This window comes from Dinoroseobacter sp. S375 (assembly GCF_049800775.1).
In the GTDB taxonomy this organism is placed as follows: Bacteria; Pseudomonadota; Alphaproteobacteria; order Rhodobacterales; family Rhodobacteraceae; genus Dinoroseobacter.
Genome location: NZ_JBNAFR010000001.1, coordinates 796568 through 809644, shown reverse-complemented (window position 1 = coordinate 809644; position 13077 = coordinate 796568). Strand labels below are relative to the sequence as shown.

Annotated in this window: 12 protein-coding genes; 4 read left to right on the top strand and 8 right to left on the bottom strand. The window is 66.0% G+C overall.

All coding sequences use genetic code 11. The annotated features are described in order from the left end of the window. Window positions 1–9: 9 nt before the first annotated feature. From ACP150_RS03885 to ACP150_RS03855, 7 genes are all read right to left on the bottom strand, one after another. On the bottom strand, window positions 10–1581 hold the full coding sequence (locus ACP150_RS03885; RefSeq protein ID WP_424965229.1) for a response regulator: 1572 nt from the start codon (window positions 1579–1581) through the stop codon (window positions 10–12). Between the two features lie 8 nt (window positions 1582–1589). Further along, complete coding sequence (locus ACP150_RS03880) at window positions 1590–1907, bottom strand: Hpt domain-containing protein (protein WP_424965228.1); 318 nt, start codon at window positions 1905–1907, stop codon at window positions 1590–1592. Between the two features lie 67 nt (window positions 1908–1974). Beyond that, complete coding sequence (locus ACP150_RS03875; RefSeq protein ID WP_424965227.1) at window positions 1975–4788, bottom strand: response regulator; 2814 nt, start codon at window positions 4786–4788, stop codon at window positions 1975–1977. A gap of 10 nt (window positions 4789–4798) precedes the next feature. After that, window positions 4799–5560, bottom strand: coding sequence for a substrate-binding periplasmic protein (locus tag ACP150_RS03870; RefSeq protein WP_424965226.1), 762 nt, complete (start codon window positions 5558–5560; stop codon window positions 4799–4801). A 231-nt stretch (window positions 5561–5791) separates the two neighbouring features. Beyond that, window positions 5792–6751, bottom strand: coding sequence for an MBL fold metallo-hydrolase (locus tag ACP150_RS03865; RefSeq protein ID WP_424965225.1), 960 nt, complete (start codon window positions 6749–6751; stop codon window positions 5792–5794). Window positions 6752–7030: 279 nt separating this feature from the next. Beyond that, on the bottom strand, window positions 7031–8314 hold the full coding sequence (locus tag ACP150_RS03860) for a tetratricopeptide repeat protein (RefSeq protein ID WP_424965224.1): 1284 nt from the start codon (window positions 8312–8314) through the stop codon (window positions 7031–7033). An 89-nt stretch (window positions 8315–8403) separates the two neighbouring features. Beyond that, entirely contained in the window at window positions 8404–8865 is a 462-nt protein-coding gene (locus ACP150_RS03855) for an Lrp/AsnC family transcriptional regulator (RefSeq protein ID WP_424965425.1), read from the bottom strand. A gap of 196 nt (window positions 8866–9061) precedes the next feature. Here ACP150_RS03855 and ACP150_RS03850 point away from each other — a divergent pair, with 196 nt between their 5' ends. The 4 genes from ACP150_RS03850 to ACP150_RS03835 all read left to right on the top strand — a co-directional run bounded on the left by ACP150_RS03850 (window position 9062) and on the right by ACP150_RS03835 (window position 12232). Beyond that, window positions 9062–9907 carry a DMT family transporter gene (locus tag ACP150_RS03850; protein WP_424965223.1) on the top strand — a complete coding sequence of 282 codons (846 nt, stop codon included), beginning with the start codon at window positions 9062–9064 and terminating at the stop codon, window positions 9905–9907. A gap of 74 nt (window positions 9908–9981) precedes the next feature. After that, the gene (locus ACP150_RS03845) at window positions 9982–10899 is read left to right on the top strand and encodes a LysR family transcriptional regulator (protein WP_424965222.1); all 918 of its coding nucleotides are present in this window, start codon (window positions 9982–9984) and stop codon (window positions 10897–10899) included. Between the two features lie 128 nt (window positions 10900–11027). Continuing rightward, complete coding sequence (locus ACP150_RS03840; RefSeq protein ID WP_424965221.1) at window positions 11028–11732, top strand: type 1 glutamine amidotransferase domain-containing protein; 705 nt, start codon at window positions 11028–11030, stop codon at window positions 11730–11732. Window positions 11733–11791: 59 nt separating this feature from the next. Beyond that, window positions 11792–12232, top strand: coding sequence for a VOC family protein (locus ACP150_RS03835; protein WP_424965220.1), 441 nt, complete (start codon window positions 11792–11794; stop codon window positions 12230–12232). Window positions 12233–12265: 33 nt separating this feature from the next. On the opposite strand, the gene ACP150_RS03830 is transcribed toward ACP150_RS03835, so the two are convergent. Beyond that, window positions 12266–12988 (bottom strand): glutathione S-transferase family protein, encoded by a 723-nt coding sequence (locus ACP150_RS03830; protein WP_424965219.1) that lies wholly within the window; start codon window positions 12986–12988, stop codon window positions 12266–12268. Between the last annotated feature and the right edge of the window lie 89 nt (window positions 12989–13077).

Here is a 13077-nt window from a genome sequence, read left to right as displayed (position 1 = left end):
GGCGTCAGCCTAGTCCGTGAAGGAGCGCTTGATCACGATCTCGGTGTTGTCGGGTTTGGGCGAGACCAGTACGAAGCCTGCAAAGATGAAGGCCACCGCGATCCAGGCCGCCGCCGAGAGGGTTTCGCCCAGCAGAAGCATGCCCCAGCCAATGCCGCAGATCGTCATGGCATAGGCGCTCTGGCTCGCAAAGACGGGGCCAGCAAGCTCGATCAGTTTGTAGCTGCTGATGATCGAGAGGGACGCCACCGCGCAAAGTAGCAGCGAGATCCGCTCGGTCTCGCCAAACCCGTTGGAAAAGAGCAGCCCGCCTTCGAAGACAAACGCGCTCGGGGCCAACACGAGAGTCGACATCAGCATCACGAGGCCAATCGCGGGCAAGAGGTCGAGCTCCGCGGGTTTGCGGGCGGCGACAAAGACCCATTCGGTTGCATAAAGCGCCGGCAGGACCAGCGACAGACCGAGCCAGAGCCATTCCGCCCCGGGCCCGCCAGAAAGGTCGAGCTTGTCAAAGAGCACCACGCAGACCCCGATCATGCCGAGCATCAGCCCGGTCAGACGTCGCAGATTTGCCTTTTCCAGCCGGATCACCGACGAGATGGCGAATACGATGAACACCTGAAAGGCGGCGACCAGAGCGAGAAGCGTCGCCTCCACATTGCCCGCCAGAACGAGCATCACCACCCGCTGCAGGATGGCCGCGATCACGGTCCAGATGATGAGAAAGCCCATATGGCGCCAGCGCAAAGCGGCCAGCTGACCGCGCGCCGCCGAGATCGACAGATACATGATCGCCGCGAAGGCATTGACCCAGGTGGCCAGGATCAGTGGAGAGGCCCCGGCATTCGCCGCGAGGCGCGACAGGGCCGGGGTCGCGCCCCAGACCACGCCGACAAAGATCACCAGCAGGATGCCCTGGATCGCATGGATCGCCTTGCGCAGGCGCAGCTCGCGTCGATAGATCTCACCGGCCATGCCCGAGAACACCGCCGCAAGCTTGCCCAGGGCATCCTTGTGGCTGCGCAACTCCTCAAGGCCAAGGGTCTCGGGCTTGAAGCGGCCGGTCTCCACCACCAGAGCAGCCTGGGTCAGGCGCTCGACCCGGCGCAGGTATTCCTGTTCCTGATCGCGATAGGTCTTCTTGGTGAGCGAGGCGTTCAGCCGGGCCCGCAGCAGGATCGGATCGAAGTTCTTGGGCAGGAAGTCCTCGGCGCCCAGCTCGATCGCGTGCACGACGCTTTCCTGTTCATCCTCCAGCGAGGAAATCACGATGACCGGGATGTCGCGCAGGGCCGGATCCGCTTTGAGCACCTCCAGCACTGCGAAGCCGTCGATGCCGGGCATCACGATATCCAGAAGGATCACGTCATAGGGCTTTGCCCGCACCGCCTGGAGCCCGCTTTCGCCATCCTCGGCCAGATCGGCGTTATGGCCCAACCGGCGCAGGGCCCCGCGGATCTTCTTGCGGTTGATCAGGCTGTCATCGATGATCAGGATGCTCGGCGCCGGGCCTTGCCGGGGCGCGGGCACCGGTGTGGCGGCCTCGGTCGGGCGCTGTGATGTGTCGGCGATCTGATCCATGCGATGTCTTACAGGGCACCCAGATCACATTGGGCCAGTGCCGCGCAGGACGCCGTTTGCGATGCAGTGATCTCGGCGATCAGATTGGGCGCGGCCCCATGCTCGCCGGCCCGGCAGGCTTGCTCCAGCGTGGCGCACAGCGTTGACAGATCCGCCGCCCCCAGATCCCGCGCATTGGATTTGAGCGTGTGGGCCGCGATACGCACCTTGTCCCAGTCATCGGTCGACGCCCCGTCCTGCATCTGTTGCACGAGCTCCGGCGCAATCTCGGAAAAGTCGTCGACGAATTCCTGAAGGTCGTCCTGATCCCCTCCGACGAGGTCCATGAGGTTTCTCAGGGCGGCTGTGTCTATCTCAATCGTCACGCAGGTTCCTCGGACTTCTCGTACAGCCTCAGTGATCGCGGCGCTGGTGCGCCTCGGTCAAGCATTTTTTCAATGCGTCCAGGTCAATCGGTTTGCTCAGATACCCGTCCATGCCCGATTGCAGGTAGCGATCCCGCTCCGAGGCCATGGCATTCGCGGTGAGTGCCACAATATAGGGCATTTCGTGGTCGGGGATCAGCGCGCGCAGCTTCCCGGTGGCGGTGATCCCGTCCATACCGGGCATCTCGATATCCATGAAGACCAGATCATAGGATCCGGCCGTGGCCATCTCGACCGCCTCGTGCCCGTCGCAGGCCACGTCCGACTCGTAACCCAGACGCTTCAGGGTCTTGGTCGCGACCTTGCGGTTGATCGCGTTGTCATCCACCAGCAGGATCGACAGCGGGTTCGCGGCCGCGGTCGGCGCCCTTGCATCGAAAACCTCGACGCTCGGTTCCGCCTCTGCCTCGGGCGTCAGGGCCTGCGCGAGGGCCTGCCGCAACTGGTTGGACTTGGCAGGCTTGCTGAGCACGCTGCTGAAACCGATCTCGTCCACGGCCTCCTTGAAGGCGGGCTCGAAGCTCGAGATCGAGGTGAACAGGATCAGCGGCGGTTTTTCGGCTCCCCAGACGGTCATGGCGCGCCGCGACAGCTCCAGCCCGTTCAGATAGGGCATCTTGTAATCGAAGACGCAGACGTCGAAGCGCGCACCGCCCTCGATCCAGCTCAGCGCCTCGCGCGGATCGCCGGTCGCCTGACACTCGATCTCCCAGCTGGATAGCTTCTCGTTCAGGATCAGCCGGTTCGTGCGGTTGTCATCGACCACAAGGACCCGCGCGCCCCGGATCCGGTCAAGCTGCCGCTCGCGGGATTTCCGGTTGGGCAGGGTGGCGGTGACGCAGGGCAGGGTGAAGGAAAAGGTCGTGCCCTTGCCCTCTTCGCTCTCGACCGAGATCTGCCCGCCCATAAGCTCCACCAGCCGCTTGGTGATCACAAGCCCGAGCCCGGTGCCGCCATATTGCCGTGTTGTCGAGGCATCGACCTGGCTGAAGGATTTGAAGAGCCGGTCCATCCGTTCCGGGGGAATGCCGATCCCCGTATCCGAGACCTGGAACTTCAACAGCGTGCTGTCGCCCTCGGTCAGGGCCTCGGCGGGCAGGACGCTGGAGACCTTGAGGACCACCTCGCCCTGTTCGGTGAATTTCACGGCGTTGTTCAGCAGGTTCATCAGGATCTGTTTGAGCCGGGTCGGGTCCCCGAGAATGCCGCGCGGCACGTCGAGCTCGATCCGGCAGGCCATCTCGAGGTTCTTCTCGTTTGCCTTCGAGGCCACCAGTTCCGCGGAATCCTCGACCACCTCGCCCAGATGCATGGGGATCTTTTCCAGCTCTAGCGCCCCGGCCTCGACCTTGGAGAAGTCGAGAATGTCGTTGATGATCGTCAGAAGGGTGTCCGCCGCGCTTTTGATCGTGGCGCTGAACTCGCGCTGCTCGACCGTGAGAGCCGTGCCGTCGAGCAGGTTGCTCATCCCGACAATCCCGTTGAGCGGCGTGCGGATCTCGTGGCTCATGGTGGCAAGGAACGCGCCCTTGGCATCATTGGCCGCCTCGGCCTGTTCCTTGGCGCGCTGCAACTCGTCCTGGATCTGCTTGAGCTCGGAGATATCGGACGAGACGCTGACGATCCCGCCTTCCTCGGTGCGGCGGTTGCTGACCCGTTGCCAGCGGTCCTCGGTCATCTCCAGCAGGTAGGGCTCGCCCACCTTCGAGATCCGCGCCATTTGAGCGGCGACCCAATCGGCCTCCGAGACGCCGTGATGCATGAACACGCCGCTGTCAAAGGCCCGGGACAGCACCGCGTCCAGAGGGGTGCCGGGTGCCAGTCCTTCGGGGTCGTGATTATGCATCACCTCCCGGTAGCGCCGATTGGCGAGTTTCAGGGTGTTTTCCGCGTCATAGATCGCAAACCCCTCGGAAATGCTCTCGATCGCATCATGGAGCTGTTTGCGTGCGGCATTGGCCAGTTCCTCGGCCTGGGCCAGCTCGGCGGTGCGGGCCGCGACCCGGCGCTCAAGCTGATCATGGGAGGCCTGCAGTTCACGCTCATAGGCTTCCTGTCGCGACTGCATGTTGTTGAAGGCGCGCACCACCGAGCCGATCTCGTCCTGGCTTTCCCAGGCCACCCTGGTCTTTGCGCCCTTCGTCCCCTGATGCTCGATGGAGTCGATCAGCAGGGCAATCGGCTGGCCGATGATGCGCCGGTTGGCCAGAAGGATGCCCGAGACAATCGCCGTGAGCAGGATGCTCGCCAGCACAAGCGCCAGGATCAGCCGCCCCTGGGCCTGCGTGGCCAGATTGGCATCGGTCAGGGCGATGGCCAGATGCCCGATCTTCTGCTCATCCCCGAAGCCGCCATACATGATGTCGGACCCGGCGAAGAAGGGGCGGTCCTCAAGGCCCTCCACCTCTCCGATCGCGGCGATCTCGCGCCCGTCTTCGTCAAAGACAATGGCCCCGATCACATCGCTGTCGGTGATCAGTGCATCTAGGATTAGCCCGATCTGTTCATCGGCGACGTTCCAGATCGATTCCGCGAGCACCGCGCCCTGGATCTCTACGGTGCGGTCAAGCTTGAGGCTGAGCTGCTCGCTCGCCGCTTGCCGGGCCATGTATTCGAAGATGCTGAACACCGCGAAGGTCGAGATCAGCACCAACGGGATCACAAAAGCCAGCAGCTTGGCCCGGATCGAGGTGAACCGGCCCCGCTCGGGCTTTGGCGCCCCGTCCAGAGGGGCTCCGGGCGTGGCGCGCGCAGCCGGGTCGGTCGGATTGGTATCCGTCATGTGCTGAGTTTCACTCCATGGCCTTCAGGTAATCATCCAGCAGCGCATCCGCCGAGATCTCGGCCAGCCCGGCATCGAGTTGGCGCCGGGTGGCATCGCCATCTGCCCCGGCGAGAAAACAGGCATGCAGCGTCTTGATGTCGAGGGGGCGTTCATCGAACCGGATCGTGTCGCGATAGGGCATCAGGTCCGGGTCGGTTTGCAGCAGGTAGCGCAGCACGCGGGAATCCACGACCGCCGCGTCCACGCGCCCGCGCGCGAGGGCGGCCAGATTGGCCGTATCCGTCTGGGCAGGCACGGCCCGGATCCAGCCCTGCCCGACCTTTTGATCGAATTCCTCGGTATTGGCGTAGCCCCGCACGGTCCCGATCCGCAACCCCTGTTCCCCCAACTCGCCGACCGAGGACCATGTGATCGGGTTTTCGAGGTTCTCGGCGAACCCCAGCGGGCCGATGCCGATAGGCTCGGAGGCTGCGAACCCGGGCAGGTGATCGCAGTGATACCCGGGAAAATAGCCGATCGCGTCCGTCCCCTTGCGTGCCTGTTCGATCGCGCGTCGCCACGGCAGGACCTGCACCTCGAGGGTGATGCCCACGCGAGAAAACGCCTCCTTCAGGATGACGGATGTCGCGCCTTGGCCCGCAATTGTCGCACCGGAATAGGGCGGCCATTCCGTCGTGGTCAGGACGACAGTCTCCGCCGCGGTGGCGGGCGCGGTCCATTGGCTTGCTGTGAGCAGCGTGACACAGACAAGGGCCAAACGTGCTGGCATGTCGAAAGCTCCCTTGGATCTCGCGCCATGGTGCATGGCATGGCCCTGCGGGTCACGCAAAAACTCGATCCCGGGGTGGTTCCAGCCAATCTATGGGTTCAGCGGCGTCTTGCCGGTGTTCTGGGGGAAGGCGTTTGCCGCGTACAAACACCCCTTTGGCCGCATGGATCCGTCCGCTCAGAGCCCCGGGGATATTGGGCGGGCCCGCCCAGGGCCCGCCGGTGGATGAGATCAGAGAGAGAAGGTCCAGTCCTGCGGCACGAAGCGATAGCCGCTGCCCTCGGTGACGACATGGCCGATCCCGGGGAAGGGCAGATGCATACCGGCTACGGTCAGGCGGCTCTCGGCGACTTCGGCCAGAAGGGCCATGCGCGTGCTTACGGCGGTGTCCTGGTCCACGTCGAAGCCGATCGCGGCTTCGGGTTTGGGGAACTGGAAGGCGCCCACATGGATGATATCGCCCCAGATTAGCAACTCTTCGCCCTCTGACGAGACGAGGAACCCGGAGTGACCCGGCGTGTGCCCGGGCAGAGCGCGGGCCGCCAGACCGGGCAACAGGTCCGTGTCGCCGTCAAAGGGCATGATCTTGTCTCCATAGGCCTCGGTCACGGCAACGGCCAGGTCAAAGAACGGGTGGAAGCCCTCCGGCACCTGCGCCTTGATCTCCGCATCGTTCCAGAAGGCAATATCGGCCGCATGCACATGCACGCTGGCATTGGTGAAGACCGGCCCGGCCTCGCCCAGCAGACCACCGATATGGTCCGGATGCAGATGGGTTAGCACCACGCGGGTCACATCCGATGCCGCGATCTCGGCAGCTTCGAGGGCGGCGGGCAGGGCCCCGAGCCCCGGAAACGCCCCGGCGCCCCCCGCATCCACGAGGATGGTCTCGGTCCCGTTGCGCAGAACGTAGGCGTTCACGCCCGTATCCACCGCAGGCCCCTCGAGGAAGGCGGCCCGCGTCAGTGCCTCGGCCTCCTCCGGGGTGAGGTTCGAGAAGTTTTCCGGCCCAATGGGCAGGGAGCCGTCCAGCAGCGCGGTGACCACCCATGTGCCGACCCGGAAATGCTGTACCCCGATCACCTGGGTGACGTCGCCATGGCCTGCGGCCTGCGCCATGGGCACGAACTGGATGGCAAGCGGGGCAATGGGTGCGGCGGCGGCGAGTTTGAGTAGGGCACGACGGTTCATGGCGGTGTCTCCGAGGCTGTGGGCACGGGGGGGCGCGGGGCATCGAGGCCGCCGCTTTGCTCCGTGCCCGGGTCTGGACTGGGCCTGTCGGGGTGGGCCCGGGGCAGGGCGCGGGGGCTCTGTCCATACGGGGCCTACGGCGACAAGGCGCACGAGGGGCGAATGGTTTCCCATGGGGCAGGGTGCTGTCAATCGCACCCCCCTGTGCGGGTGCGCACACAGAACGCTGTAGGCCGGGGACGGCTGCCCCCCCGGTGCAACGGCCGGGTTAGATAGACCTCAGATATGGGCCTCCAGCCCATGGACGACCCGCGATCGCGCCAATGCCGGACGCCGCAGGGCCAGCAGGCGTCGGGCCTCGCTCTCCTTGCCGAGCCGGAGCAGGGCCCCGAGGAGCGAGATCTCCAGCAGGTCGCGCTGGGCGCGGCTGCCACCGAGCCGTGCATGATCGGCCATGGCCGAGCTCAGGCATTGCACCGCCTCCGCCCAGTCACCGCGCGCCAGGGCCAGATAGCCCTCGGCGATCGGGGTGACCAGATCACCGGTCAGATCATTGGGCGTCTCCATCAGCCGGGCCATGGCGTCACCATCGCCGGCCATGGCATGGGCGAGGGCGGCATGGATGTCGACAAAACCCAGCCCGGCCTTCGGAAAGAACTGCGCCGCATAGGCGCTGATCTCGCCCCAGCGCGCCTGCGGGACAGGCACGCCTGCCATCTCTGCACGGTGGAGGATCGAGGCGGTGTCGGTGAGCACATTGATCGGCAGCCCCGCGCTCGCCCTTGGACGGATATCCGCATCGATCCTGTCCCACATGGTTGCGACATCCCCCTGTTCCAACGCCCAGAGTGCCGCGTGCCAGGACAGATGCCCGTGCAGGTACCCCTCCCGGTGATAGCCAGCGAGCCACTCGCCAAGATAGGCAACCCCGAGCTGCGGATCCCCGGCCTCGTAGTAGACATGGCTGCGCACATGGGCGCCGTGGGCGTTTTGTGGGTTCAGGGCCAGTGACCGGTCGATATACCGTGCCGCCCGGTCGAGCGCCCCGGTCTCGCAAAGGGCAAAGGCATATTGGCTCAGGCACCACCAGTCTTCGCCGTAATGGGGCAGGAGGCCCGCCGTATAGGCCAGGATCTCGGCCTCGCGTCCGGGCTGGCCGGAAAACCCGATCAACCCGAAAACCGACGAGCAGGTCTGCGCGATCAGCGCGTCGCGCGGGTAGAGGTCCACATGGGCGCGGATCGCGGCATAGGCCTCGGCGGTCCTGCCAGCCACCAGCAGGTCGAGCGCGTGGATATGGCTCTGTTCGCGGGGGGTGATACCACCGGTGAGCCCGCGCGCGGTGGCAATGGTATCCCGGGCGCGGGCGCCGTCTCCGACGGTCTGCGCCCCGCGCGCCAGGGCCGCATGGCCGAGGGCGAAACCGGGATCCGCCGCGACCGCTTGCTCGAACGCGTCGACAAACCGGACCTGCCCCGCCAGCAGACGGTCGAGCCCGGTGATATAATGATCCCGCGCCGCCGCAGAGCCCGTGCTGAGCCGGTTGTCGTAGCGGTCTTTCATGGCTGCTCCCTCCTCCGCGCGGCACAGCCGTGCCAGCCCGGGCAGCCTAAACGCGGGGGCGGGGCGGTTCCTAGCGATTTTCGCGGGCCCTAGCGTTGGATATCCGGGAAGACCTGCGCCTGTTTCACGACGCCATAGGCAAAGCCCGTATCGATCGAGGCGATGCCTTCGATCTTGTGCAGCCGGTTGCGGATGAACCGCTCGTAGCTCTGCAGGTCCGGGACGAGGACCCGCAAGAGATAATCCGTGCCACCGGCCATCACATAGCAGTCGAGCACCTCGTCGATCCGCTGCACCCCGTCCTCGAAGGCCGAGGCGGAAGCCCCGGAATGCCGCTCCAGCGTGATGCGCACGAAGGCGGTCATGCCGAGCCCGAAGGCCCGTTCATCCACCACGGCGGAATAACCCTTGAGGATGCCGGCCTTTTCAAGGTTTCGGACCCGGCGCAGGCAGGGCGACGGCGAGAGGTTGACCCGCTCGGACAGCTCCTGATTTGTGAGCCGCCCGTCGCGCTGCAACTCCTTGATGATCTGGTAGTCCTTGGCGTCCATACGATCCCCTGTAGCAGAATCTGCCAAGATCAGACATCAGAAAGGCAGAATTGGCAATCTCAAGCGGGTGCGAGGCTGCCATGATGGCGTGGTTTCAGAAAGTGCCCCCATGTCCACAACTGCCTCCGTCTCTCTGTCCACACCCGGTTCTGTTCGCCAATCACCGCCCTCTGCACGCGGGATGGGATATCTGGCCATGGCCGCGACGGTGCTTGTCTGGGCGGCCTTCGCTCTCAGCGCGCGGGTGAGCGAGGCGTCCGCGCTGGCCTTTGCCGATATCGCCCTGATCCGGGCGGTTGTGCCGACGCTGGTCTTCTTGCCGTTTCTGCCCGCCCGCCTGCCGATGATCCGGCGCGCGGGGCTCGGCAATTGCGCCGTGATCGCCATCGGGGCCGGACTGCCGTTTTTCTGGCTGGCGGTGCGCGGCGGGGCGGTGACCTCGGCGGCCCATGTCAGCACCCTGATCGCGGGGACCGTGCCGGTGAGCGTGGCCGTGTTGATCTGGGTGCGCGACGGCACGCGGCCGACACCCCTCGGGGCCGGAGCACTGGGTCTGATCCTTGTGGGGGTGGCGCTGATCGTCGGGCCGATCGCGGGGGCGACGGCGCTGGGCGGGGCGGTGACATTGCTGCTGGCCTCCCTGTGTTGGGGGGCGTTCACACTGGCGGTCAAACGCTCGGGGCTCGACCCACTGGGCTGCGCGCTGGTCATCGCGCTGCCTTCGACACTGGGAATGGGCGTGTTGATGGCCACGGGGCTGGCACGGTCGAACTGGGGCAGCTTCACCCTGGAGGAGGCGATGCCCTTCATCCTCGTGCAAGGGCTCTGTGTCAGCGTGCTCGCGCTCCTGACCTATGCCTTTGCCATTGCACGGCTGGGCTCGGCCCGCTGTGCCGTGCTGGGCTCGGTCACTCCGGCGCTGGCCGCGCTCATGGCGATCCCGGTGCTGGGCGAGCCGCTGGACCTGCCCACGGGGCTCGCCATTTGCGTCATCTGCGCGGGTGTGTGCCTCTCGGCGCGGGCGGGGCGTGCAGGGGGTTGAGCGCTCGAACCGGGTGTCATTGCCTCGCGCGGGCCGGTCGTGCCATAGCTAGGCCAGTTTGCAGGACCTGACCCATGGCTGGCACCCCTCCGGGGCTCGATCAACTGGATCTCAAGATGATCTCGGCCCTCATCGCGCTGATCGAGGAACGGTCCACCACCAAGGCGGCCCGGCGGCTGCATCTTGCCCAATCGACCGTTTCGGGGACGCTGGCGCGGCTGCGGGACCTGTTCGAGGACGAGCTGCTCGTGCGGCAGGGGCGCGACCTTGTGCCCACGGCCCGGGCCGAAGAGCTGGTGCAGGCCCTGCGCCCCCATTACGATGGGCTCGCCGCCGCGCTGGGCGCCTTGCGGCCCTTTGATCCGGTCTCGGATGCGCGGGTCTTTCACCTCGGCTGCACCGACGCGCTGGCCCTGAGCGCGCTGCCCGAGATGACCGCGCGCCTGAGAGCCGAAGCCCCGAAGTGTGATCTGTCCGTGCGGATCGGGGATTACCGGTCCCTGCCGGATATGCTGGCCAGCGGCGAGGTCTCGACCATCGCGGGCTATCTGGGCAACGACCCGGCGGCCAGCGCCAAGATGCGGGTCCTGCGTCATGCGCCTTGGGTCGTGCTGCGCAATGCCGCCGCGCCGCCGCTGGAGGGGTTGGCGGATTTCTGCAGCCGTCCGCAGGCCCTCGTGACGCCCATGGGGGACCTGTCGGGCTTCGTGGATGATCAACTCCGCGCGCTGGGGCGGACACGGCGCATCGCGCTCGGGCTGTCGAGCTTCGCCCTGATCCTTGGGGCCCTGCCGGGGACGGATCTGATCACGACGGTGCCGGATTTCGTGGCCGAGGCCCTGTCGCGCCACGGGGCGTTCGCGGTGGAGCCCTGTCCCGTGGCCGTGCCGCCGGTGACCAACACGCTGGCGTGGAGCGCGACGACCCATCGCGACCCTGCCGAGATCTGGTTTCGCGATCTGGTCAGCGCGGCCTTCCTGGCCCGGGCTTGATCTGGTCGCGGCTGATCTGGCTGGGGCTCTGGCGGAACCGATTTGCGCTATCGCTGGTTCCGATTTCCCAACGACCCGAGCCACCCCCATCTTGGGATGGAACGGAACCAAACAACACAGAGGATCCCATGGCAGATATTCTGATCGTCCTGACATCCCACACCGCGCTGGGGGAGACCGGCCGGCCCACCGGTTTTTACTACGAAGAGCTCGCCGTGCCCTATTGGGCGCTGGTGGATGCGGGCCACCGGGTCACTCTGGCCTCGATCCAGGGCGGGCCGGCGGCCCATGACCCCACGAGCCTCGACGCCGAGCCGTCCAAGCGGCCCGCTGCGGTTCAGCGCTTTCTCGATGCGCCCGAGGCGTTGGCAGCGCTGGCCGACACCGCAGCGATCTCCGACATCGATCCGGCGGCCTATGACGCAATTTTCCTGCCCGGCGGGCATGGCACGGCGTTCGATTTTCCGCAGAGCACGGCCCTCGCCAAGGCCGTCAGCGCGATCCACGCGGCGGGCGGCGTGGTTGCTGCGGTCTGCCACGGGCCCGCCGGTCTGGTGACTGCCACCCGCGCGGATGGCACGCCGCTTGTGGCCGGGCTGCGGGTGAACAGTTTCACCAATGCCGAGGAAGAGGCGGTCGGGCTGACCGATGTGGTGCCTTTCCTGCTCGAGACGCGGTTCCGCGAACTGGGCGCGCATTTCGAGGCGGGCGCGGATTTCACGGAAACCGCGATCCGCGACGGGCGTTTGATCACCGGGCAGAACCCGATGTCGAGCGCGGCGGTGGCCACGCTTTTGCTCGACGCCCTCACCGAAACCCGTGCGGCGGCCTGAACCGCCGCGCGCATTCCTGCCCGGCGCGCCCCGCGCCGGGTCATCCTAACGGAGATACCATGGACTACCTGCATACCATGCTGCGCGTCAGCGATCTGGACGCGTCACTCGCATTCTACTGTGACACGCTGGGGTTGGTGGAAACCAACCGCATCGAGAATGAGCAAGGGCGCTTTACCCTCGTCTTCCTCGCCGCGCCCGGGGATCTGGACCGCGCGCGCGCCCAGAAGTCGCCCCTGATCGAGCTGACCTATAACTGGGATCCCGAACCCTATGAGGGCGGGCGCAATTTCGGCCATCTGGCCTTTCGCGTGCCGGATATCTACGCCACCTGTGCGCGCCTGATGGCCGCGGGGGTCGTGATCAACCGCCCCCCTCGGGATGGTCACATGGCCTTTGTCCGCTCCCCGGACGGGATCTCGATCGAGCTGCTGCAGGCGGGCCCGAACCTCGAGAAGGCCGAGCCTTGGGCCTCAATGCCCAATACGGGCAGCTGGTAGGCGGGCCGGGGGGGGGCGGCCTGCCCCCCGGGCTCAGTCCTTCGAGGTATCCGAGGCAAAGCGCGCGGCGTTCTCGGCGGCGAAGGCCCCGTCATCCGCCGCAGCATCCCAGAATTGCGGCTGGGCCTTGGGGATGGTCAGGGCTTTCTGCACCGCTGGGCGCGCATCGATCCGGTCGAACCACGCGGTCAGCGCCGGCAGATCCGCAACATTGACCTTTGCCCATGGATAGGCGCGCGCCCATGGATATGTCGCCATATCCGCGATGGAGTACGCGTCCCCGGCGAGCCAGTCGCGCCCCTCAAGCCGGGTGTTCAGCACCTCCAGCAGGCGGCGGGTTTCACTCACGTAGCGCTGAATGGAAAACGGCTCCTCATGGCCGTTCGGCGCGGCGATCCGCTGGAAATACATGGCCTGTCCCATCATCGGGCCGATCCCGCCCATCTGAAACATCAGCCATTGCAGGACCTCGGATCGGGCCTTGCCCGCGTCCGGCAGGAATTGCCCGTATTTCTCGGCCAGATACCACAGGATTGCGCCGCTCTCGAAGACCGGGAAGTCGCCATTGCCGCGATCGACGATGGTCGGGATGCGCCCGTTCGGGTTGAGGCGCATGTACTCCGGGGCTTTTTGCTCCCGCTTGGAGAAATCGACGAAGGTCAGGTCATAGGGCACGCCCGCCTCCTCCTGGAAGATGACCGGCTTGTACCCGTTCATCGTGGCAGCGGTGTAGAGATGGATATCGGGTGTCGGCATGGCGGGTGTCTCCGGCGGGAATGGACCTGCGATCCCTTGACGGACAGGGACCTGAGGCGGAAGCTGGGCAGGGAATGCACGAAAAGCAA